This window comes from Thalassospira lucentensis MCCC 1A00383 = DSM 14000, assembly GCF_000421265.1.
Lineage (GTDB): Bacteria > Pseudomonadota > Alphaproteobacteria > Rhodospirillales > Thalassospiraceae > Thalassospira > Thalassospira lucentensis.
Map to the genome: position 1 here is coordinate 515359 of NZ_ATWN01000001.1, position 21896 is coordinate 537254.

Genomic DNA, 21896 nt, shown 5'->3' on the forward strand with positions numbered 1-21896 from the left:
TACGGGACGAGGGGAACTCGATCTTGTGCGTTACTGACCCATTTTAAGGTCATCGCACGGATTTCCGCGCACGATGTCATTGGTAAACCACATGAAATCAATCGCATCAGACGGCCCAAACCGCAGTGCGTAATCTTCAATGTTGCTGGGATCGTCACTTGGGTCATCGGCCTCGATCAGGCTGACAACTGCGACATCCTGATCGGTCAGGTTCGTATCAAACCGGCGTAAATGCCATGGGGCGGCGATGCCACGGCGGACATGCATCGCACCGGCAATCAGATAGGCGCCATCTGTGGTGTCACTGTTCGCGGCATCATACATCGCACGTGCAAGCGATGCATCGCGGGCAAATTGCACGGTTGAAAAGGCAGGCAGCATTGATTTCGGCAACGTGTCGCAATGTCCCTCGGCGATTTCCTGATCAAGCAGAACTTGAATATCAGCCGGAATATCAGGAAGCGAAAGATCCTTTGCCAAATCATCTGGCAGGGCCGAAACACCATTGGCAATCATTGGTCGCAAAATATCATCTGGCAGGTTGCCCGCCACCATTGCCAGATCATTGTTGCGCGCGGCTTGCGCAATCGGGGCGTAATCCTGCCAGGATGGCCAGCCGCGATCTTCCCACGTCATGGCCAGACCGAGATCCGCCACAGTCAAATCGTGCCAGTTTTGGTCAAGCGAAGCCTGCTGATCGCGGGTGAACATTTCCCAAACGACCGCACGATGGCGATTGCCCGATTTGCTCAGCGCATCAATCAGTTCAGCCTGATGGTGATGGTGGATCGGGTTGTCATGCTTTTCCCCGATCAGGACATATTTGGCGTCGCCAATACGCCGGACCAGTTCGCCGAGCATGATGTATTCCCCGGCCCGAACATCAAAAATCAAACCCGGTGCAGGCGGAAGGGGACTGACATCTGTAATCACGATGTTAGCGCTAACATCCTTTGTGTGTGCCGGATCATTCGCAAGGGCTTCATCGGCTTTTACCGGCGGACTAAGCAAGATTGCGGTGGTTACAATTGCAGTGACAACGCCCAATCGGCGTGCGGCAACTGGGCCGCATAAGGATATCAATTTGTATGCTGGTGTTGTCAGTCGCAATGGCGTCACAGGCACATCCCCGATGATGGAACAATATGGCTTATTTGCTTAAGGTCAGAGCTGTTTCGATGTCGTTAACAAGGTCATTGCCGTTTTCGATGCCAACCGACAACCGCAACAGGTCATCGGGTACGGGGCTGGTTGGGCCTTCGACCGATGCGCGGTGCTCAATCAGGCTTTCCACCCCGCCAAGCGATGTGGCGCGTTTAAACAGTTTGCACTGGTTGTGGAAATCAACAGCCCGTTTGCCGCCGCCCTTTACCCGGATCGACAACATGCCACCGAAACCGCCGGTCATTTGCTTTTTCGCGATGTCATGGCCGATGTGGCTTTCAAGGCCGGGATATTGAACCTGTTCGACTTCCGGGTGGTTTTCAAAATGTTTGGCAATCGCCATGGCATTGGCCGACGCACGTTCTACCCGGATCGAAAGGGTGCGCATACCGCGCAGCAACAGCCACGTTTCAAATACGCCCAAAACAGCCCCGCCCGATGCGTGTTGCTTACATACACGCTGCCAGAATTCGCTGTCCTTGGCTGTGGTCAAGCTGCCAGCCAAAACGTCGCTATGACCGTTCAGATATTTGGTCGCCGAATGCATGACGATATCCGCGCCAAAATCAATCGGGCGGGTCAAAAGCGGGGTAGCCACCGTGTTATCAACCACGACCTGCGCGCCAGCCGCATGGGCAACCTCGGCAACGGCGGCGATATCGGTGATTTGCCAATCGGGATTTGCCGGGGTTTCAAGCCAGACCATTTTGGTTCTGCCAGCGACAATGTGCTTGGCCCAATCGGCGGTATCACCGTTATCGACAAAATCAAATGTCAGTCCAGCACGCACACCACTGTCGAGCATAAAGCTGCGCAGCGCCCAATACATGACCTTGGGGGCAACAACATGATCACCGGGATTAAGTGCGTGCAATACCGCAACGGCGGCCGCCATGCCCGATGCAAACAGGCGGGTTTCAGTGCCGCCTTCAAGTGCGTTTAAAACCGCACTTGTCTGATCATATGTTGGGTTATCTGCACGGGTATAGCACCGCCCGTCATGATAACTGAGGTCCGTATTCCGTTCGAAGGTGGTCGACGGATAAAGCGGTGGGGTGACAGATTTAGTGGCGTCATCTACCCAGCCCAGCGCCTGTGCTGTGATGGTGGCAGGAGACTGTTTTTTTGTCTGATCAGACATGGTGGCACCTGATTTTGTTGAGATTTGTTGGCGCGCAACATAACTTGGTTCGCGCCACACACCAAACCGAAAACCATCTGAAACCCGATTAAAAGGCCCCACATGACGCAGTACCCTGAAATTGACTTACCCAAAGAATGTGACGTCGTTGTGATCGGCGGCGGTATTCATGGCGCCTCAAGTGCCTATTACCTGACAAAGGCGGGTATGAAGGTTGTTCTTCTGGAAAAGGACACGATTGCATCGCACCAGTCCGGGCGGGCATGGGGGTTTGTCCGCCAACAAGGGCGTGATCCGGTTGAAATGCCATTGATGATGGCCTGTAACCGCATCTGGCAGGGGCTGGAAAAGGAACTGAATGCCGATCTGGAATGGCGGCAAGGCGGGGTTCTTTTTGTCGCGCGTGATGGTTCTGAAATGGCCGAGTACGAACAATGGATCGAAGATACCAAGGGATTTGGTGTTGAGACACAGGTGCTTGACGCCAAAGGGATCGCGAAAATCACACCGGGCATCACAACACCGGGTGTTGGTGGGATTTACACCCCGTCCGATGGACAGGCCGAACCGAAGAAAGCCGTACCTGCGATTGCCAAACGCGCATCGGAACTGGGGGCTGTGATTGCCGAAGGGTGCGGCGCCCTTTCGATTGAAACCCAAGGTGGTGCGATCAGTTCGGTCGTGTCTGAGCGTGGCGAGATCAAATGCAAATACGTTATTTGTGCTGCCGGGGCCGCCACCCATAAATTCGTTGCCAAACTGGGCCGCCGTTTGCCCCAGCAAACCACGCGCGGCACGGTTATTCGCACCACCCCCGTGCCCGATATTTCCGCTGCTGGGACGTTGGCCGCTGGCCTTGCATTCCGTCAACGCACCGACGGGTCGATGAACATCGCAGATGAATTTATGACCGATATTGATCTGACTTTGGGCCGGTTTAAATTCGCGCGTGATTTTGCGCCGGGGCTGTTTGATAACTGGGCGACGTTTAAGTTCCACCTTAATAAGCGGTTCTTTGACGATCTGGTGGACCGCATGCCCGGATCGGACGTCTCAAAACAACCAACCATCGGGCGGCGCACCAATCAGGCCGAGCCCTATAAGGTTCGGGTCAGCAACGCGATGGCAAACCTGCAAAAGGTTTTCCCGCAGATCAAGCAGGTCGGTATCGTAGATACATGGGCCGGTGATATTGATGTTACCCCGGACGCCGTGCCGGTGATTGATCAGTTCGACAATCCCAAGCATTTCTTTGTCGCAACCGGATTCTCCGGCCATGGATTTGCCATGGGGCCGGTGGTGGGTAAGGTGCTGGCCGACTGGATCACTACCGGACAACCTTCGATCACACTGGCCGGGATGGAACTGTCACGGTTTGAAGACGGATCGGTCCGGCGGCCACGCTCGCGGGTTTAGGCTCTTAGTTTCGTTTCAAATGTTTTTGTGAGCTATCGTGCTTGGGAGCGATGGTTTTGATGCACCGAAGTCGCCATCCCATTGATCTCTAGGATGTAATACAACTCATTTGCGCTGGGCAAAGGGCCTTTGTGGCAGCCAGCAAGACAGAAACTGCTAGACGGGTTGGTCCAAAGGGTTGCGGATTAGGAGGCTGGCAACAACTGCACGTTGCCAGCCTCCTTTTTAGGTTCGGTTGGTGTTTCGTGACAATTGTTTCTGTTTCAGGTTGCGATCTCTCCGTCGCGAAGTTTGTCGTCTTAGACTCTTGCTTTGCACACTTTAAAAAACCAATCCAAGGGGATGTTTTGTGAGGTTTTGATGAGTATTTATATAAAATAAAAATTTTGACGGATTTTATTTTTGGTGTCATTTTTTATATAAATAGTTGATATATAATAATAAATATTATTTTAGGTCGGTGATTTTGGATTCGTTTAGTTTCAAAATTGGATCAGTGGTCCAACCTATTTGTTGACGATAAATTCGACTTGTGCTTGGTTCTTTGGGCGATGTGTAGGGAAGCTGCACCGTGTTGCGGTTGCGCCATGCGCATTGAAGGAGGGTTTATATGTTCAAAGAGCCAGCTCAAGTTGCGGCAAAAATTCACCTGTCTCTTCCGCAAAGTTTGCGCGACAACGACAGGCAAACCGAATGGAGCGCGGCTTATACCCACGGCAAGCGCCTGATGCATTCCTTCCTGGAGGGGCCGTCATTTGATGCCTCTGGGCGTCTGTATTGTGTTGACGTTGCCCGTGGGCGCATATTTCGAATCACGGATGGCGTTTTTGACGTTTTTGCCAATTATGACGGCGAACCCAATGGGCTAAAGGTCTTGCCGGATGGGCGAATCTTGGTTGCGGACTTTCGGTTGGGACTTCTTCAATTCGATGCTGATACCGGCGAATATGAAGTTTTGGTTGATCGCTTTCATTCGGAAAAGTTTAAGGGGATCAATGACCTTGCCGTTGGCCGAGACGGGACGGTCTATTTTACAGATCAGGGGTCAACTGGGTTGCAGGATCCAACGGGGCGTGTGTTCCGCCTTAACCCTGATGGGCGCTTGCAGTTGCTGCTTGGCGGGTTGCTTGGTCCGAATGGCTTGGTGCTGAACCGCGAAGAAACCGAGCTGTATGTTGCCGCAACCCGGGGCAATAACATTCTTCGATTGCAGCTAACCCAATTTGGTGACGTGACCAAAGCTGGTGTTTTCATTCAGATGAGTGGCGGTATTGGCCCTGATGGCATGACAATTGATGCTGCCGGGAACCTTGTCGTGGCGCATATCGGAATGGGGTGTGTTTGGGTTTTTGACCGCAAGGGAGAGCCCATTTTACGCATCGTGACCGATGCTGGTGATCGTATTTCTAATCTGACCTATGGCGGAAAGGATGGGCGCACCTTGTTTATGACCGAGGCAGATAGCGGTTCCATTCTTTCTGTCGAGATGGAAATTAGCGGGTTTTATCGTGAGTGGGCGCCGAACGGCGTCTGATATGTGGCAGTTCATCGTGAACAGCTGCTTTAAATGGGAGGAAACAATGAACTTTAATAAAAATCAAAGTCGTCGTGCGTTCCTGAAAAACTCTGCTGCAGCAGGTGCATCTGCACTGGCCGCATCAACATTGTTTTCGACGGGGGCATTTGCATCGGCCAAGACGCTAAAAGTGGGCCATATTGAAGCCCCGAACAGTGCAACCCAAAAGGCCTACGAAGCTTTCGCACAGAAAGTTGCGGAACGGACCAATGGGTCGGTCAATGTTGAAATCTATCCGGCAGGGCAACTTGGTGGTCTTCGCGATTTGTATGAAGGCTTGCGGTTTGGTTCTGTTGAAATGACGTCAAGCGGTCCGGACTATGTTTCCAATCTGGTCCCTGTTGTCGTTGCGGGGTCGCTTTACTACCTTTGGGAATCAAATGATCACGCGCGCGAAATGCTCAGCGGTGCGAATGGTGCAATCTTTAACAAGGCATTGATTGAAAAGGCACAAATCCGAAATCTTGCATGGGGAAATCTTGGTTTCCGTTCGGTGTTTACGAATAATCGCCCGATTGAAACGCCAGAAGATCTCAAAGGCCTCAAAATCCGTGTGCCAGAAGCAAAATTGCATCTCGAACCAATGAAAGCCTTCGGTGCGCTGCCGGTTGGTGTTCCGTATGCTGAGGTTTATACATCATTGCAAACCGATGTTGTTTCGGGCGCAGAGGGTGTGCCGTCGGCTGTTCTTCAGCAGAAATTTAACGAAGTCAGCAAATATTATTCTCTGACCGAACATCTGTTCAATCCGCTGATGATTACCATCAGCGAGCGGTTCTATCAGTCTCTGAGTACCGCTGAACAAGAAGCTGTCACTGAATCTGCCCGCGAAGCGTGGGCCGACGAATGGGATGCAGCCATTGTAGATAATAGCGCTGCACTTGATAAAATCGCAGCAGGCGGCGTTGTAATTAATCGTCCGGACAAGGCTGCATTCGCAGAAATTGCGCAAACCTCATGGGCGAGCGTTCTTGACCCGGTTGGCGACGAAGCCTGGGACATTGTCAAAACATTCCAGCGTAAAGCCTAATTAATCAAATCATTGTGCCGTGTCAGTGTGATGCGGCACAATGATGGCCTGCGTTCCAAGAGGTAATCATGACAATGCGCCTATCTTTTGTGCGCTCGGTTTTTCTGCGGTTTATGGGGTTTGTAAATCGTTTTAACGAGCTGTGCGTCATTTCACTTTTTACGGTTTTTGTAACACTTACGATTGCGCAGATTGTCCTGCGCTATGTGTTTTCTGCATCTATTGACTGGGCTGACGAGGTGTCGCGTGCATCCTTTATTTGGATGGTTTTTATCGCCGCAAGTCGGTTGGTGCAGAAAGAAGGTGCGCATATAACTCTGGAACTTCTTAGGGGGAAGCCAGAGTCTGTTACGGAAAAATTGATCAATATATTTGTCAATCTGGTCATTGCTCTTTTTTCCGCACTGATGATCTTTTACGGCGAACGCTTGATGACCCTTAACGCGTTCACAACAGCGCCGGCAACTGGCTTCTCAATGGCAATTTATCAGTCGATTTTCGTGATTTTCGGTGTTCTTTCGATCCTTAGTGCCGTCACCGCGATGCTTCATCCAACTCATTCTCTTGGTGAGGATAGTCCGATATGACCCTCACTATTCTGCTTGTCAGCTTTGCTGTTTTGATTTTTCTGCGGGTTCCTGTCGCCTTTTCCATGGGGGTGAGTGCGGTTCTCGCTATTGTGCTGGGCGGGAAGGGGTTGCCGCTGGAACTCATTCCCCAGCGAATGTATGTGATGATTGACAGTTCGTCCTTGCTGGCCATTCCGTTCTTTATTCTTGCTGGCGAATTGATGGAGCAAGGCGGATTGTCTGCACGTATGATCCGGTTTGCCCAATCGCTTGTCGGGCATTGGCGTGGCGGTTTGGCGCAGGTGGCTGTTCTTGCCAATACTATTTTTTCAGCTCTGACCGGTTCTTCGGCAGCGGCGGCAAGTGCAATCGGATCAATCATGATTCCGGCGATGAAAGAAAAGGGCTATCCTGCTGCGTTTGCCGCATCAATCAATGCGTCCGCGGCATCTATCGGCCCCATTATCCCGCCAAGCATCATTATGGTTGTTTACGGATCGATTACAGGTGTTTCGGTAAGTGCAATGTTCATGGCCGGAATTGTCCCGGGGTTGATCATTGCGTTTGGTTTGATGGCTTTGAACTGGATTTATGCTTATCGGAATGGTTGGGGCAGTGAGCGGCGCCAGACGATCGGCCAAATTATTAAGAGTTTTAGCAGCTCTATCTGGGCTCTTTTGGCGCCGATCATCATTATCGGGGGCATCATTTGCGGGATTTTTACGCCGACAGAGGCGGGCGCGGTCGCGGTTGTTTATGCCGGTCTTGTTGCGCGGTTCGTCTATCATGAACTTCCGATGGCACGGTTGAAAAATATTCTATCCAAGGCTGCGTATTCTACCGGAATGGTAGCATTCATTATGGCCTCCGCAGGCATCTTTGGCTGGCTTCTTGCCGTGGAACAGGTGCCGCAAACCGTTGTAAGTGCCATTCTATCCGTCACCGATGCGCCCGGTTTGGCGATCTTGTTGGTTATTGCGATTGTTTTGGTGATCGGGGCTGTGGTTGAGGTAACCGCAGCAGTCGTTCTTATTGTCCCTGTGTTCTATCCTTTGGGGCAGGCGCTTGGATTTAATGATGTGCATTTTGGGATTATTCTTTGTGTCGCCTTGGTTTTTGGTAATGTAACGCCCCCTGTTGGGTTGCTCCTTTATATCACATCGGCAATTTCCGGGTCGCGGATCGGACAGATCATGCGATATCAGTGGTCATCTTTGATCGTGCTTGTTACAGCCTTGCTCATCGTGACCTACTCTGAAACAATCACGCTCATGTTTACCGGGCTGCTGAAATAGCCAGTCTAAAAGAATTAGGACGGTAAGGAATGGGTACGTCACTTAAATTGAACGACCGGCCGGGTGAACGGCGGTTGTATCGCTCTGTCGCTGATGCAATTGAGGTCGAAATTCATGCTGGCACATATCCGCCCGGTTCCAAACTACCGACCGAGCGTGATCTTTCTGCAAAGATCGGAGTTTCACGAACAACCGTTCGTGAGGCTTTGATTGCGCTTGAAATTGCCGGTTTAATCCGCATTCGTATGGGGGCAGGGGTTTTCGTTAATAAGCTCGAAACGCCGCAGGTTCGTCACGGAAATGACACGGAAACAGATGCAGAGCAAGAAGGTGCTGGTCCATTCGCCCTGATTGATGCCAGATTGACGATTGAGCCTGAAATTGCGGCGAATGCGGCTCAGCGTCGCACGGATGCTGATCTTGTTGCCCTCCAAGAAGCTATTGATCGAATGGTTGCGGAATATCGCAACAATGCTGATCATGAAAGTGGGGACCGTGATTTTCATTTGGCGATGGCCAAGGCGTCGGGAAATATGTTTTTATCCGGCGTCGTTTCGGATCTCTTCCATCAGACAGAGTTGACCCTTTGGTCTATTTTCCAAAATTGGATCAGGCAGCCTCATCATCGGCTGAAATGGATAGAAGATCACAAGGAAGTTCTTGCAGCCGTAAAGGCGCAGGATCGACGCAAGGCAAGAGCGGCGATGCGTCGGCATCTACAGAATGTAGATGCAACACTTAAACGTGCGCCGATCTCAGCGGATTAAGGATTGGCGCGAACTGTTTTTCCTGAACGTAAAACGGTTAGTTTTTGTGGGACTACAGTTTGGTTCAGGTCGAGGAGGTTAAAGGCTTTTGGCCAGCCGCAAGATAATTGCCCCGCCGAGCGTCATCATGGTGGAGGAAACTTTCACAAGATTGAGTTTCTCGCCCATGAAAAACACGCCGATAAAAAGGGCAAAGACAATACCGGTTTCACGCAAGGCGACCACCAGCGGGATTGGTGCTTGCGTAAAAGCCCACATCACAGTGGCATAGGCGACAAAGGATGCCGTGCCGCCAACAAAGAAGATCCTTTTGCCGCGCTTGGCGACATCAACAAGGATGCGCGGCCGCATCACAGTTGCGATTAGGCCAAAGATCAAAACGTCACCGACGGTCTGATAAGCATAATAGTCAAGCGCACTTCCGGCCAGCCTTGCCCCTGTGCCATCGACCAGCGAATAACTGCTGATAAAGCAGCCCGTTATAATGGCGGCAAGGGCGGCATTGCGGTTGCGCATGCCATCAGCCTGACGCACGATGCACATGCTTAAAATCCCCAAGCCGATGACAACAATCGCCAGCCATTCACTGACCTGAAGCGTCACACCGAGCACAAGAACCGATACCGCAGCCACGATCAGGGGTGAGGAGCCGCGCGCAATCGGATACACCTGACTAAGATCACCAAGGCGATAAGCCAGGATCAAAAATAGCTGATAGCCGATATGAAGCCCGATCGAGCCAATAAGATAGGGCCAGCTTTCGCGTGCGGGAACGTCCACAAAGGGAAACAGGATCAGAACAATTGGAATATGACCCAGCACAATCGCGGTCATGTTCATCAGTTTGTCCGGGCCACCTTTGACCAAGGCATTCCAAACGGCATGCATCAGGGCAGCACCCATAACGGCAAGAAAGACGGTCAAGCTCATGGCAAAGCAACCAGTGTTACGGTTTTGTGACGTATCACTGATGCTTAGCACGGGGACGGAATAACCACTAAACCGATCTGATGGGGGCTGCTATGCCGGGGACGCTGTGGGCTCGACCTTTTGCAAGGTTGTCTGTTGGGCCGTGGGTTTACCGTCAAAGAACCGGGTTGCACCAATCGGCGGGGCAATAAAGTCACCGTGTCCAATGCCCGCATCCGTGCAGGCAGATGCCAGTCGCACGGGCGGTTCGTCAACCGGTTCGGCGGTTAAGACAAACGTGCCCCAATGAATGGCAAGCGCCTGCTTAACACCCATCACCTGCATAATCGAAACGGCTTCTTCGGGGTTGCAGTGCGCATTGCGCATGAAGTCACGCGGGTCATAGGCCCCAATCGGGATCAGGCCAAAATCAATACCGCCATATTGTGCACCCAACTCGGTAAAAAGCGCCTCGTTCCAGCCGGTATCACCGACGAAATAAAACCGATACCCATCGGCAAATTCAAGAATGTAACCACCCCACAGCATTTCCTTGCGGTCCTTGGTCGTGCGGCTCGACCAATGGTTGGACGGAACGTGGGTGACCGTCACGCCGGAATGCGATAGCTGATCATCCCAATCCATTTCGTCATAACGATCCGCGGTTATTCCAGCCTTTTCCAGCAAGGTGCCGTTTTTAAGCGGCAAGACATAGCGCGGCCCGTTGCCAAGTTTGGTCAAACTATCAAGATCGAAATGGTCGTAGTGATTGTGCGACAGCAACACCAGATCAAGCTTAGGCAACTGATCGATGGTCAGGCCCGGCTGGCTATAACGTTTTGGTCCGACACGCTTGAACGGCGATGCGCGGTCGGCAAAGACCGGATCGGTCAGAATGTTCAGCCCGCCATATTGTACCAGAACCGTGGCATGGCCGATCCATGTGACCTGCAATCGCGTCGGGTTAGGGTTTTGGATGGCGTCATGATCTGGGGCCTCGACCGGGGTTTTGCCATGCTGATGTTTGGCTTTGGGCCATTCGTCGTCACCAAAATAGCGCCGTCTCAAAAACCGCCAGAACGACCGTTTGACCGGATCGGGCAGCGGGTGCCGGTTTTCAAATCCGGTTTCGGTGTGGTGTGCTGGCTTGGTTTTGCTTTGCACTTGGTTGTCCTGACTGTGAGCTGATGCGACCTGCAGTAGATGTCGCATTTTATAGGGTGACCATAAGGTAACCGTCTGCTGATGCGATGCAAGGTTTCAACGGTTGGTGTTGATGATGCACACATAAAGAAAGGCCGGAACGGTCCAGTTGTTCCGGCCTTTCAGGGTGCCTTCGCATTCACCGGGACAAGCGATGCGAAAGCAGGGGGGACTTGTCGGTTAGGCGATCATGCGATCATCACTCAATAACCGTGGCGTAGGTTTCAAGCGCGGGGGCACCGGTGATCAGGCCCTGTTTGACCATGTAATCGGCAAAGCGGGCATAGCGCGCTTTGTCAAGGGCGCCCGGACGCAACGCAAAGCGCGGCAGGGTATCGGCCCATGCCTTGATGTTCAGCTCATCATCAAGGTTGGGGTAGGCGGCAACAAAGGCATCCCAACTGTCATCGGGATGGTTGATCAGGTACTGAACGCCTTCTTCCAGGGCCGCCAACATACGCGCATAACGCGGATCGTCGGTTTTGTCATTGCGCACGGTCAGGATCAGCTCGTCATAGGGCGGCACACCTTCTTCCTCGACAAAGAATGCCTTGCCCGGCTTGCCTTCGATTTCCATCTGGTTCAGTTCGAAATTGCGATATCCGCCAATGATCGCATCGACCTGCCCGGAATAAAGTGACGGGGACAGCGAGAAGTTCACGTTGATCAACTCGACATCATCAATTGATACCCCGTGATTGCCCAGCATGGTGCCGAGCATTGCGTCCTCAAATCCAGCCAGAGAATAGCCGATTTTCTTGCCCTTCAGATCGGCGATTTCCTTGATCGGGCCGTCTTTCAGGACAATCAGGCTGTTAAGCGGGGTCGCGACCAGCGTTCCGATGCGGGTCAGCGGCAATCCTTGGGCGGCTTGCACATGAAGCTGTGGCTGATAATTGACGGCAACATCGCCCTGACCAGCAGCAACAAGGCGCGGCGGGGCGGATGGATCACTTGGCTCGATCAATTCGACATCCAGATCATGCTTGGCAAAAAAGCCCTTTTCCTTGGCAACAATCAGTGGCGCGTGGTCGGGATTGACGAACCAGTCAAGAAGGATGGTCAGTTTGTCCGCCGCAAAGGCCGGGCTGGATGTGCCCAGAACGGCGGCACTTAATGTTGCGCCAATGGTGACTGCTTTAATCATGGATTTCAGGCGTGACATGGATGAACCTCTGTTGTGATGGGCCATTACGTATTTGTATGAGTTTTGCTGTCGCGGCCATTTTCAGTCGCGACGGATGGGGTTTATCGAACCGGCGTCAGGCTGTCGGGTTGCCAGGGCAGCGCGGCACGCAACACGCGATCCACAATGAAATATTGCGTGATCGAAAAGGCGCACAGGATCAAAAGACAGGCAAAAACCATATCAATCTGAACCCGCGCATTGGCGTGCAGCATTAAATATCCCAGTCCGTGACTTGATCCGACCCATTCGCCAATCACCGCCCCAATCGGGGCAACGGCCGTGGCAACCCGGAAACCCGATGCAAATGCGGGCAGGGCGGCAGGCAAACGAATATGGGTCAAAAGCCGCCACCGGCTGGCCCCCATGGTGCGCGCCAGATCAAGCCATCCGGGTTCAGTGCGGGCCAATCCGTCAAAAAAGGCGACGGTGACCGGGAAGAAAATAATAAGCGCAGCCATGGCGATCTTGGATGCCAAACCAAATCCCAGCCAAAGGACCAAAAGCGGAGCCAAGGCAAAAAACGGAATGGCTTGGGACACCAGCAAGATCGGCATCAACCAGAACCGGACGGGCGTAAACAGCGCCATCGGAATGGCCGCCAGCGCGCCAAGGGTCGCCCCGGCAAACAGGCCAATCACGGTTTCGGCAATGGTATAGCGCGCGTGATCAAACAACACCGCATAGCGGGTGATCAGGGTGTGCCAGACATCAATCGGGGTCGGCAGCATATATTTCGGCGCCCCGGTCAGGGTCACGGTCAGTTGCCATGTCGCAATCAGTGCGACGATGATGATGATCGGGCGGGCAATTTTCAAAAGCCGCCGTTCAGACAGGGGGGTGCGTTTTGCCGGGGTGCTCATTGGGCATTCTCCGACACTGCTGCTGCGGTTTCATTGGCGCCCAGTTGGCGCAGCAATTGGGCCTGCTGGCGCAAGATATCGGCATCGGTGATGTCGCGCGGGCTATGGCCTGCCGGGGTGATGGCGTCTTGCAGGCGGGCCGGGCTGCCGCGCAGAACATGGACAAAGTCGCCAAGGCGAAGCGCTTCTAACGGATCATGGGTGACCAGAAGGACGGTTTTGCCGCGCAACACCCGTGCGGCGAGTTCTTGCAGCCGCAACCGATTGACCGGATCAAGGGCGGAAAACGGCTCGTCCATCAGGACAACCGGTCGGTCTTCCATCAGGGTGCGGGCAAGGGCGGCGCGCTGTTTCATGCCGCCCGATAACTCGGCGGGCCGCAGATGGGCGGCATTGCTTAGCCCGACCTCGGCAATCAGGCGGTCGGCCTTGTCATGATCGGGGCGTTGCCCGCGAAGGGATGCGCCAAGTTCGACATTTTCGCGGACCGTGCGCCATGGCAACAGCAAGTCCTGCTGCGCCATATAGGCAATGCGGGATTTAAGCGGCAGCCCATCCGAACAGGAGATGTTACCGCTAACATCGCCTTCTACCAGATCGGCGAGAAAGCGCAAAAGTGTGCTTTTGCCAACACCACTTGGCCCGAGCAAGCAGGTGAAACTGCCTGCAGGCAAACCAAGATCAAGGTCATGGAAAATATCAACGCCGCCAAATGCCACACGGGCAGAACGCAGGTCAATATCGAACTGGGTTGGATTGGGTGCCGTAGTGGGCTTGGGTGTCGTGTCGGTCATACGATCCTTCCTACGCCGGTCTTAACCGGTTCAGGTTCAAAGGGTCGTTTGGCAACACCAAACCTCTCAGCCGATTTACGATCGGCCCCCCCGGAGATGACGGGACTATGCGCAGACATTTTACCTGCGTCAAGTTTTGTAACAATTGATCGCAATGGCCCACAACATGTCACGACGTGAAATTTCGGTTTCCTACCCTGTCTGGGGCTTGGGTGCATTGGTCTGATGATTTGAAAAGGTGAGCTGGGTCACAGCCTGTGATTGTTATTTCAGAAGGGTTGTCTATTTTTGTTTGGGTGGTGATTGGAAAAGGGCGTGGAACACAAAAATGCAGCATCAGGGATTTACCCTTCAGCCCGGCATTGCCGATAAACATCGCGAGGCGGCCTGTGCCCTGTTCTGGGAAGCGTTCCGTCAAAAGCTCGCCCGTGTGATGAACCCCGAAGACAAGGCATTGGCGTTTTTAAAACAGGTGATGGCGTCCAGCCATGCCATCAGTGCGATTGGTGAGGATGGCCGTTTGTTGGGTGTTGCCGGGTTTAAAACCACGGCGGGTGCCTTTGTCGGGGGTGGGGTGTCCGATATCTGTTCGGTGTATGGTGCGTGGGGTGGATTGTGGCGCGGCCTGTTGCTTGATCTGCTTGAACGCGATCTGGCGCCAGATATGCTTTTGATGGATGGTATTTTTGTCGATCCGATTGCGCGTGGGCAGGGGGTTGGAACGGCACTTTTGGCCGCGGTGGCCGACACGGCGCGGGAACGCGGGCTGTCACAGGTTCGTCTTGATGTGATTGATATCAATCCGCGTGCACGTGCGCTTTATGAACGATGCGGTTTTCGCGCAACCGGGACACAGGATATCGGGCCGCTGCGGTATCTGTTTGGTTTTAGGGCAGCAACCACCATGCATCGGGATATTGGCCGGGCGGCACCGTAAAGCGATACACTTTGCCGTTATGGGCTGTCGGTGGCTTGATGTATCCAGTTTGCTGTTTGGTCAAGGACGTCAGGCGCGTAGGCATAACGCCCCATCGCAGCAAACAGCCACTGGCGTTCTTCGGGCATTTCGGATGCCAGTTGATAGTTGAACAGATTGCTGTGCAACAATCCGTGGCTGGCATCGGGGATCAGGATGACGTCATTTTGTGGATGACGCCCGATCAGGACATCTCGATAAATGACCGAATCGCTTTTGGCATCGACATTCAGATCATCCGCGCCGAAAAGGGCAAGGACAGGTTGATCAATACGTGCCAGATCGGACCGGGCATCTGCTGTAATGTTGCGTTTGACAAAACCAAACCGGTCTTCTGACATCGGAAAGCTATCGTTTATAGCTGAACGATAGGTTTGATAATCCGCATTCGGGGCAAAAATTGCACTATCGCGCAGGCGACTTTGCGCGATCTGTTTGGTGATTTCATTATCGGCAATGCCATCGCGCATCAAGCGCTTGCGCATGTAAAATGCGCCCTGATCCTGCCAGTTAGCGGCACCCCCGATGACAACGCCAAAGGCGATGCCAATATTCATCGGCAGGGCCTTGGGAATTACCCAGCCAGCTTGCGAAAAACCGAACAAGCCGATTTTGTCGGCTTGTTTCGGACGTGCCGTGGCTATTGCGTCAAAGGCGTTGATGGCCTCCTTTGCGCGATCTGACATGGATTGATCCAGCCAGTTGCCGGAACTTTCGCCTATGCCCGCTTTGTCCCAGGTATAGACCCCAATCCCGTGATCCAGCAGGGCGTTGATCAGAGGTAAATAGCCATCATCGGAAAATCGGTTCTGTGGTCCATCCCCATGAATGATAAGGGCAATCGGCCCACGATGACTGGCATCGGGTAATATCAGGCTGCCCGATAGCCGGTTTTGGTCATGGGTGAAATCGAGTTCTACGACATGTCGATCTGACAGGTCGAAATCGGAAAGCCCGTTCAGGGCAAAACCAACCGGTACGATGATAATCAGGAAAATGACGATCAATGTCGCGATAAAGTACCGGCGAAACCTTTTGCGGTGGGGCGATGGCATGTGGGGGCTTTCGATCCGATGATGGAAAGGGCAGCTAATGATAATCAGAGCTTGCGCCAAGCTGTGTAAACGGTCAATCCTTTGGACCATGCCCGAATTCACACTTCGATCCGGTCTTTTATTGTGACCCTTCCTGATTTTCGAGATGCCAAAATTCCCCCGCGCATGATTGCGGCCGAGATTTATCGTGGGTCGAGCTATGGGCCAAAACATCCATTGGCGATCCCGCGTGTATCGTTGGTGGTTGATATGGTGCATGCGCTGGGCTGGGTCGACGGCAGTAGCTATGTCACCGGCCCGGTGGCAACAGCCGGACAACTCACCCGTTTTCATGATCCTGACTATGTCCGTGCGGTGATGCAGGCCGAGCGCGATCAGGCATTGCCCGAAGACATGATGGTCAAATTCGGATTGGGTAAAAACGGCAATCCGATTTACCCGGAAATTTTCCGGCGTCCGGCGACGGCGGCCGGATCATCGATCATGGGGGCGGACATGATCGCCAAGGGCGGGATTGTGCATCATCCTGCCGGGGGCACACATCATGGGTTGCGCGACCGGGCATCGGGGTTTTGTTACTTCAATGATCCGGTTCTGGGGATTTATGCTTTGCTCGATTCGGGGCTGGATCGTGTGCTGTATGTCGATATTGATGCCCATCATGGTGACGGGGTGCAGATTGCCTTTGCCGAAGACGACCGGGTTCTCACGGTTTCCATGCATCAGGAAGACCTGTGGCCCAAGACCGGCGCGATTGATGACATCGCCGGGGGCATGGCGCGTAACCTTCCGATGCCTGCCGGGATGAACGATGATGAGATGCGCTATGTTCTACATGAATATTTGATTCCTCTTGCATTAAGTTTTGCACCACAAGCCATTGTTTTACAATGTGGGTGTGATACATTAGCAGAAGATCCATTGTCAAAGCAGCTGTTGGGCAATCAGTCGATCTGGGAAGTCGTTGGTGCGATGACCAAATTGGCGCCACGGAGCCTTGTTCTTGGCGGCGGAGGATATAGTCCGTATGGGGTGGCGCGCTGTTGGTCCGGGGTGTGGGCGACCATTAACGGGATCGAAATACCCGCTGTGTTACCTATCACAGCGGAAAATATCCTGCGTGTCATAAAATGGACGCATAGCCGTGGAAGACAGCCCGACGACACGATGTTTACGACACTTTGCGATCCGTGGCGGGGTGGCACGATCCGGGAGGACATCCGTGAGCGTGTTAGAAGACTAAGAGGGTATGGGGTATGAAGTCGCTTTTTCAGATGGTCTTGGTTGTGTGCTTTATCAGTGCAGCAGTTGTTGCCGGACTGAATGCAAAGGCAACCGGGTTTGAACGATCCCGCATTTTGGTGGATGGCGAAGTTTTCAATGTGGAAATGGCCATCACACCTGATGAGCGATCGCGTGGATTGATGTACCGCACCGAAATGGCCGATAACGCAGGCATGTTGTTTGATTTTGGCCGGGCGGCGGATATTTCGATGTGGATGAAAAACACTTTCATCTCGCTCGATATGCTGTTCATTGATGCCAAGGGCACGATTGTCGGTATTGAAAAACGCACCGTGCCACAGTCGGAAGCCATCATTCTGGGTCCAAAGCCGGTGCGCTTTGTGCTGGAGCTGAATGGTGGGGCATCCGACCGGATGGGATTTGAAGTCGGCGAAAAGGTCGAAGGCCTGCCGCGCTAAAGGCCGGATTTCGGACGACATATATCAATCAGCAATAGCAAGCCCGCAGAGGATATCTGCGGGCTTTGGTTTTTTGTACGTTTTTACGATAAAAACGATAATACGGGCTTGCCCACATCAAAGTGTGGTGCTAAACCCTCCCTCGTTCGGGGAGTAGCGCAGCCTGGTAGCGTACCTGCTTTGGGAGCAGGGGGTCGCGAGTTCGAATCTCGCCTTCCCGACCACTTTTCCCCTTTTGTTGTTTTATGAAGTTCCAATGGGATTTCCAATTGGCAGCAAAAGGTGTAAAAGATAGGGTGATAGCAGGGGGGACAGAAACCCGTTTAACTGCCATCTCCATCTTATCCTGACGGTCAAGACGAGGGTCCCGATGAAGGTCCGTGTTTACAAACCTGCCAAGAACGCCATGCAGTCCGGTCAGGCTGCGACCAAGCACTGGGTTATGGAATTTGAACCGGGTGCGAAAAAAGTCGCGGATCAACTAATGGGATGGATCGGTTCCACCGATACCCGCGGACAGGTCAGAATGTATTTCGAAACGCTTGAAGAAGCTCAGGCATTCGCCGCGAAACACAAATTGATCGCCGACGTCGAGCAGCCCAAACGCCGTAAAATCCAGATTAAGGCCTATGCCGATAACTTCGCGTTTAAACGCGTCGTTTGATTACGGGCGACTTCTGGATAGCGGAACGTCAAAGACCATTCACCGGGGCGGATTTCCGCCCCGTTTGTCTGACAGGGGACGTTAAACCCTGAAACAATTGTCGGGCGGGCGCCCAATGCCATGCCCCGGGGTTTGTAACCACCCCACACCGCGGTCCCTTAGCTCAACTGGATAGAGCAACAGACTTCTAATCTGTAGGTTGCAGGTTCAAGTCCTGCAGGGATCGCCATTTTTCCAAAATAAAGCCCCTCAGAAACTGAAGGGCTTTTGGTTAAGGCTGTTTTTTAACTCTAGGCAGAGAATTGAGCGTCTTCTCGGTTTCCGTTAAGAGCTCTGGTATCTGATCCAAACTTCCTGCCTTCTTCGTATGCTTTGTTGAGCGTTTTAATATCTTCACTACACTGTAGGTCGCCCAGATATTTTTCGCGCAACTCTTTGAGGCGTTCTTCATATTTCATCTGAAGTGTCATACTGTTACCCCCTAACAGTTATTCGGTTATACTCTATCATATTGTGCATTGAAATGTGGATTTAGTTTGGCATTGAAATAGTGTTTTCTTTCCATCCAAACTAGACCGTCACCTTTCGTTATCACAGCAACGTCAATTGGTCCGCCGACTGTTTCGGCATTTCCGCGTACTTTCTTTTGGAACGAGTTCAAGTTAACCAAAGTCTCCGCGACCAATGCCATCTCATCTTTAGGTAGGTAGGCAAGTGTCTTATGAAACGAATCAATGTTGGATTGCGTAAACTCTCTTATTTTGAGCTGTGCAGTTTCTAGTGTAGCGAAGCATATTTCGGCCACGCGTTCGTCAACTATGCTTTTCAGTTCTTCATTGGGAGCAAACTGCTCCTGAATTAAAGCTGTGACCTTGTCGACAGTGTTAATATACTGACTGTGCAAAATGCCAGTAATTATCTGATCCGCAATTGCGTCTAAACCGATTATCGTCTGCGTTGTTGCTTGAGACTGTGCAAAGGTAAAGACGCCTGTGCGCCGTTCTCGTGAAATTTCATGTTCAGTATTTTTTCTGATCCTTCTGAGATCATGAAGCGGGGTCATGATTTCAACAGATACGCAGGCAGGAAGTATTTGATCTAATCCAAAGCCTGAGATCACAATTCCAGAATAGCGAAATTTATAATCTTCACTGAAAATGTATTTTACCCAAGAAGATAGGAAGGGTTGCCATAAATCTTCTAGTTGCGAAAATGATTCGTCTTTTTGGAAGATTGGTAATGCAAGTTCGTTTAGGGCTGCTAAGTGATCATCTAGGGCCGCTTCGTTACAAAAATGCGGTTGAATCTGGTTCCAAATTTCAATCTGTCCAACAATGCAATCATGAAAATTTTCCTCATAGTTTTTGTCGTCAGAGTTTATAGTTTTATTGAAGGCAGAGTTGTGTACCTCTGATAAAAAACTCTCAAGTGAGGCCATAGTTTCACGCACTGCGTAGTCGTCACAGACCCATTTATTTTGATGTACAAAATCTAGGAAGTGCGTCATTTGCTCGCTAATTGTACCCATAGGTTCAAAGCCGTCTCTCCGGTATTCTTTGATAATTGTTTCCCATGGGACACCGCAGAATTCAGCGCCCTGATAAATCATTATGCCGATAGGGTATGAGTAATTCAGTGCGAATAGTTTTAAGGCTGAGTTGTAGATACGTTTGCCATCTCCAATGGTAACAGCGCTGTCTGCTGCCAAAGCTACTGCACTTGAATTCATTACGGCTACTTCAGAGGTCACAGGTTATCTCCAACTAGAGTTATATCTACCTGCACTAATTTAAAGGCAACCTATGATTGATTTGTTAATTAGTTTGTTTTGTGGCTGTTACCGGGCAGCCAAATACCGACCCGGACGGTGGTTAATCGCGATGATCAGGTTCAGCACAACCGCACCCAAGATCGACAGCAGGACCTTATCAAACGGCAGAGTCAGGAAGGCGATGACGAGGATCGCCATGTCGACGGCAAGTTGAAAATATCCGGCCCGGATACCAAAATGTTCCTGTAGATAAAGGGCGAGGATGTTGATCCCGCCAAGGCCTGCGCGGTGACGAAACAGCATCAAGAGGCCAATCCCCATCAGCGCACCGCCGGCAACCGCCGCATAGATCGGGTTGAGCATGGTGAAATCGACCATCATCGGGGTCAGTTTGGAAAAGATCGATACCAACCCGACCGCGACAAAGGTTTTGATGGTGAATGCCCTACCCATGCGTTTATAGGCCAGCCAGTAGAATGGCAGGTTGATGACAAAGAAGATCACGCCAAAGCTAAACCCGGTGGCATGTTCGATTAAAAGGGCGGCACCCGCCGTGCTGCCCGTGACCAGAACGCTTTCGCTATACAGTGTCACCCCAAGTGACACGACCATGGTGCCGAGCAGAAGGGCCAAGACATCCTCATACAGACGATGGGAAATATCGTCCTTTTTTGGGGTGTCGGAGTTGGTGGTGCGAGCGGTGGGTTTGGTCATGATCTGCGAACTGTCTTTTGTCTGATGAATGGTGATCAGGGTACGATGTTCGCAGGTGCGAAACAAGCAGCCGTCGATGGTGCCGTATTCTTCGCCGGTTTCTGACAGTGTGCTGAGTATAAACGCAAAAGACCGGCCCAGTTCAGGCCGGTCTTGGTAATTTTATGTGTTGGGGGATATATGGTTAGGACGCGATCAGGCCGCAGCATCCCATTTAGGCGCAAAGTCTGGATCAATCAGGCGGCCGTCTGGTTTGGCCAGATCGCTGATTTTTGCCATTTCTTCGTCGGTCAGCTCGAAATCAAAGATGTCGAAATTGGCCGCCGCATTTTTGGGCGATCCTGATTTCGGGATGGCCATGACGCCATCCTGTTGCATCAACCAGCGCAATGTGACCTGTACGGCCGACTTGCCATGTTTGTCGCCGATGTCACTGAGCGTTTCGTCCTTGAGCACTGCACCACGTGCAATCGGGCAATAGGCCGTCATCAGCATGTCATGCGAATGCGCGTTTTCAAGCACCTTGGTTTGATCGATATAGGGATGATATTCGACCTGATTGACCGTCAGCGGGACGTTCGTCAGGTTGATCGCCTTATCCACCAGCACGGTCGGGAAGTTTGAAATCCCGATCAGGCGCGTCATGCCAAGGTTTTTAACCTCGTTCAAGGCGGGGATGGTTTCGCTAAGAGACACGTCTTCGTTTGGCCAGTGCAGCAGCAACAGGTCAACGTGATCAAGGTCAAGTTTGCGCAATGATTCAACGACCGAGGTTTGCAAATCGCCGCTTTGGAAGGCGTCGGGCCAGACTTTGGTCGTTAAGAAATAATCGTCGCGCGCAAGGCCTGAGGCCTTAAGGCCCTGACCAACGCCTTGTTCGTTATGATACATCTGGGCGGTATCAAAATGGCGATAGCCAATTTTGGCGGCTTCGGCGACCATCTTTGCGGCCGCAGCATTATCAAGCTCGTACGTCCCAAATCCGAGGGCCGGAATCTTGTTACCCTGCCAGTTCCGGTAAATCATATGTGTACCCCCTTGGTTTGATTGTTGTGTTTGTGGGTGCTGTCATTTGTCCTTGAGGTGACAAATATCCCGAT

The 21896-nt window shown here is 52.2% G+C and carries 22 protein-coding genes, 2 tRNA genes and 1 riboswitch; of the genes, 12 read left to right on the forward strand and 12 right to left on the reverse strand.

Features of this window, described 5'->3' with window-relative positions:
• Positions 1–30: 30 nt before the first annotated feature.
• Together K355_RS0102460 and K355_RS0102465 are read right to left on the reverse strand one after the other, a co-directional pair.
• Positions 31–1119 (reverse strand): ChaN family lipoprotein, encoded by a 1089-nt coding sequence (locus K355_RS0102460; protein WP_022730530.1) that lies wholly within the window; start codon positions 1117–1119, stop codon positions 31–33.
• Positions 1120–1150: 31 nt separating this feature from the next.
• Positions 1151–2305, reverse strand: a complete 1155-nt coding sequence (locus K355_RS0102465; protein WP_028791239.1) for a trans-sulfuration enzyme family protein — start codon at positions 2303–2305, stop codon at positions 1151–1153.
• Positions 2306–2407: 102 nt separating this feature from the next.
• On the opposite strand from K355_RS0102465, the gene K355_RS0102470 reads away from it, so the two are divergent.
• From K355_RS0102470 to K355_RS22930, 6 genes are all read left to right on the forward strand, one after another.
• A complete protein-coding gene (locus K355_RS0102470; protein ID WP_022730532.1) occupies positions 2408–3721 on the forward strand; it encodes an NAD(P)/FAD-dependent oxidoreductase in 1314 nt (437 codons plus the stop codon).
• 610 nt (positions 3722–4331) lie between these two features.
• Positions 4332–5255 (forward strand): SMP-30/gluconolactonase/LRE family protein, encoded by a 924-nt coding sequence (locus K355_RS0102475; RefSeq protein ID WP_022730533.1) that lies wholly within the window; start codon positions 4332–4334, stop codon positions 5253–5255.
• 46 nt (positions 5256–5301) lie between these two features.
• A complete protein-coding gene (locus tag K355_RS0102480) occupies positions 5302–6327 on the forward strand; it encodes a TRAP transporter substrate-binding protein (RefSeq protein WP_022730534.1) in 1026 nt (341 codons plus the stop codon).
• 68 nt (positions 6328–6395) lie between these two features.
• Positions 6396–6914, forward strand: coding sequence for a TRAP transporter small permease (locus tag K355_RS22925; protein WP_022730535.1), 519 nt, complete (start codon positions 6396–6398; stop codon positions 6912–6914).
• Entirely contained in the window at positions 6911–8191 is a 1281-nt protein-coding gene (locus K355_RS0102490) for a TRAP transporter large permease (RefSeq protein WP_022730536.1), read from the forward strand. Before K355_RS22925 ends, K355_RS0102490 begins: the two co-directional genes overlap by 4 nt.
• 29 nt (positions 8192–8220) lie before the next feature.
• Positions 8221–8958 carry a FadR/GntR family transcriptional regulator gene (locus K355_RS22930; protein WP_022730537.1) on the forward strand — a complete coding sequence of 246 codons (738 nt, stop codon included), beginning with the start codon at positions 8221–8223 and terminating at the stop codon, positions 8956–8958.
• 78 nt (positions 8959–9036) lie between these two features.
• Here the strand turns inward: K355_RS22930 and K355_RS0102500 are convergent, their stop codons facing one another.
• From K355_RS0102500 to K355_RS0102520, 5 genes are all read right to left on the reverse strand, one after another.
• Complete coding sequence (locus K355_RS0102500) at positions 9037–9888, reverse strand: EamA family transporter (protein ID WP_028791240.1); 852 nt, start codon at positions 9886–9888, stop codon at positions 9037–9039.
• 90 nt (positions 9889–9978) lie between these two features.
• Entirely contained in the window at positions 9979–11031 is a 1053-nt protein-coding gene (locus tag K355_RS0102505; RefSeq protein ID WP_245562890.1) for an MBL fold metallo-hydrolase, read from the reverse strand.
• Positions 11032–11269: 238 nt separating this feature from the next.
• Positions 11270–12235 (reverse strand): ABC transporter substrate-binding protein, encoded by a 966-nt coding sequence (locus tag K355_RS0102510; RefSeq protein ID WP_022730540.1) that lies wholly within the window; start codon positions 12233–12235, stop codon positions 11270–11272.
• Between the two features lie 83 nt (positions 12236–12318).
• Complete coding sequence (locus tag K355_RS0102515) at positions 12319–13119, reverse strand: ABC transporter permease (protein WP_022730541.1); 801 nt, start codon at positions 13117–13119, stop codon at positions 12319–12321.
• Positions 13116–13913: an ABC transporter ATP-binding protein gene (locus K355_RS0102520; RefSeq protein WP_022730542.1), complete on the reverse strand. Its 798-nt coding sequence runs from the start codon at positions 13911–13913 to the stop codon at positions 13116–13118. The genes K355_RS0102515 and K355_RS0102520 overlap by 4 nt, the downstream gene beginning before the upstream one ends.
• Positions 13904–14015: riboswitch (TPP riboswitch) on the reverse strand. Its footprint overlaps the gene before it by 10 nt.
• 226 nt (positions 14016–14241) lie before the next feature.
• On the opposite strand from K355_RS0102520, the gene K355_RS0102525 reads away from it, so the two are divergent.
• Entirely contained in the window at positions 14242–14850 is a 609-nt protein-coding gene (locus tag K355_RS0102525; RefSeq protein WP_022730543.1) for a GNAT family N-acetyltransferase, read from the forward strand.
• A 17-nt stretch (positions 14851–14867) separates the two neighbouring features.
• Here the strand turns inward: K355_RS0102525 and K355_RS0102530 are convergent, their stop codons facing one another.
• On the reverse strand, positions 14868–15944 hold the full coding sequence (locus K355_RS0102530; RefSeq protein WP_028791245.1) for an alpha/beta hydrolase family protein: 1077 nt from the start codon (positions 15942–15944) through the stop codon (positions 14868–14870).
• A 123-nt stretch (positions 15945–16067) separates the two neighbouring features.
• Here K355_RS0102530 and K355_RS0102535 point away from each other — a divergent pair, with 123 nt between their 5' ends.
• The 5 genes from K355_RS0102535 to K355_RS0102555 all read left to right on the forward strand — a co-directional run bounded on the left by K355_RS0102535 (position 16068) and on the right by K355_RS0102555 (position 18540).
• A complete protein-coding gene (locus tag K355_RS0102535; RefSeq protein ID WP_245562891.1) occupies positions 16068–17204 on the forward strand; it encodes an acetoin utilization protein AcuC in 1137 nt (378 codons plus the stop codon).
• Positions 17201–17647, forward strand: a complete 447-nt coding sequence (locus tag K355_RS0102540) for a DUF192 domain-containing protein (protein WP_022730546.1) — start codon at positions 17201–17203, stop codon at positions 17645–17647. Before K355_RS0102535 ends, K355_RS0102540 begins: the two co-directional genes overlap by 4 nt.
• 147 nt (positions 17648–17794) lie before the next feature.
• Positions 17795–17871, forward strand: a tRNA-Pro gene (locus K355_RS0102545).
• Between the two features lie 146 nt (positions 17872–18017).
• On the forward strand, positions 18018–18311 hold the full coding sequence (locus K355_RS0102550) for an ETC complex I subunit (RefSeq protein WP_022730547.1): 294 nt from the start codon (positions 18018–18020) through the stop codon (positions 18309–18311).
• Positions 18312–18463: 152 nt separating this feature from the next.
• Positions 18464–18540: transfer RNA gene (locus K355_RS0102555), tRNA-Arg, on the forward strand.
• 61 nt (positions 18541–18601) lie between these two features.
• On the opposite strand, the gene K355_RS0102560 is transcribed toward K355_RS0102555, so the two are convergent.
• From K355_RS0102560 to K355_RS0102575, 4 genes are all read right to left on the reverse strand, one after another.
• Positions 18602–18781, reverse strand: coding sequence for a hypothetical protein (locus K355_RS0102560; protein ID WP_022730548.1), 180 nt, complete (start codon positions 18779–18781; stop codon positions 18602–18604).
• Between the two features lie 26 nt (positions 18782–18807).
• Entirely contained in the window at positions 18808–20061 is a 1254-nt protein-coding gene (locus K355_RS0102565; protein ID WP_147250375.1) for a hypothetical protein, read from the reverse strand.
• Positions 20062–20148: 87 nt separating this feature from the next.
• Positions 20149–20796, reverse strand: a complete 648-nt coding sequence (locus tag K355_RS0102570; protein WP_033368482.1) for a YitT family protein — start codon at positions 20794–20796, stop codon at positions 20149–20151.
• Positions 20797–20991: 195 nt separating this feature from the next.
• Entirely contained in the window at positions 20992–21822 is an 831-nt protein-coding gene (locus K355_RS0102575) for an aldo/keto reductase (RefSeq protein WP_022730551.1), read from the reverse strand.
• Positions 21823–21896: the final 74 nt, after the last annotated feature.

What these genes read in the sequence shown, in the direction of transcription:
- K355_RS0102465 (WP_028791239.1), bottom strand. Translation starts at nt 2,305, where the DNA reads ATGTCTGATCAGACAAAAAAACAGTCTCCTGCCACCATCACAGCACAG.
- K355_RS0102470 (WP_022730532.1), top strand. Translation starts at nt 2,408, where the DNA reads ATGACGCAGTACCCTGAAATTGACTTACCCAAAGAATGTGACGTCGTT.
- K355_RS0102475 (WP_022730533.1), top strand. Translation starts at nt 4,332, where the DNA reads ATGTTCAAAGAGCCAGCTCAAGTTGCGGCAAAAATTCACCTGTCTCTT.
- K355_RS0102480 (WP_022730534.1), top strand. Translation starts at nt 5,302, where the DNA reads ATGAACTTTAATAAAAATCAAAGTCGTCGTGCGTTCCTGAAAAACTCT.
- K355_RS22925 (WP_022730535.1), top strand. Translation starts at nt 6,396, where the DNA reads ATGACAATGCGCCTATCTTTTGTGCGCTCGGTTTTTCTGCGGTTTATG.
- K355_RS0102490 (WP_022730536.1), top strand. Translation starts at nt 6,911, where the DNA reads ATGACCCTCACTATTCTGCTTGTCAGCTTTGCTGTTTTGATTTTTCTG.
- K355_RS22930 (WP_022730537.1), top strand. Translation starts at nt 8,221, where the DNA reads ATGGGTACGTCACTTAAATTGAACGACCGGCCGGGTGAACGGCGGTTG.
- K355_RS0102500 (WP_028791240.1), bottom strand. Translation starts at nt 9,888, where the DNA reads ATGAGCTTGACCGTCTTTCTTGCCGTTATGGGTGCTGCCCTGATGCAT.
- K355_RS0102510 (WP_022730540.1), bottom strand. Translation starts at nt 12,235, where the DNA reads ATGTCACGCCTGAAATCCATGATTAAAGCAGTCACCATTGGCGCAACA.
- K355_RS0102515 (WP_022730541.1), bottom strand. Translation starts at nt 13,119, where the DNA reads ATGAGCACCCCGGCAAAACGCACCCCCCTGTCTGAACGGCGGCTTTTG.
- K355_RS0102520 (WP_022730542.1), bottom strand. Translation starts at nt 13,913, where the DNA reads ATGACCGACACGACACCCAAGCCCACTACGGCACCCAATCCAACCCAG.
- K355_RS0102525 (WP_022730543.1), top strand. Translation starts at nt 14,242, where the DNA reads ATGCAGCATCAGGGATTTACCCTTCAGCCCGGCATTGCCGATAAACAT.
- K355_RS0102530 (WP_028791245.1), bottom strand. Translation starts at nt 15,944, where the DNA reads ATGCCATCGCCCCACCGCAAAAGGTTTCGCCGGTACTTTATCGCGACA.
- K355_RS0102540 (WP_022730546.1), top strand. Translation starts at nt 17,201, where the DNA reads ATGAAGTCGCTTTTTCAGATGGTCTTGGTTGTGTGCTTTATCAGTGCA.
- K355_RS0102550 (WP_022730547.1), top strand. Translation starts at nt 18,018, where the DNA reads ATGAAGGTCCGTGTTTACAAACCTGCCAAGAACGCCATGCAGTCCGGT.
- K355_RS0102560 (WP_022730548.1), bottom strand. Translation starts at nt 18,781, where the DNA reads ATGACACTTCAGATGAAATATGAAGAACGCCTCAAAGAGTTGCGCGAA.
- K355_RS0102570 (WP_033368482.1), bottom strand. Translation starts at nt 20,796, where the DNA reads ATGACCAAACCCACCGCTCGCACCACCAACTCCGACACCCCAAAAAAG.
- K355_RS0102575 (WP_022730551.1), bottom strand. Translation starts at nt 21,822, where the DNA reads ATGATTTACCGGAACTGGCAGGGTAACAAGATTCCGGCCCTCGGATTT.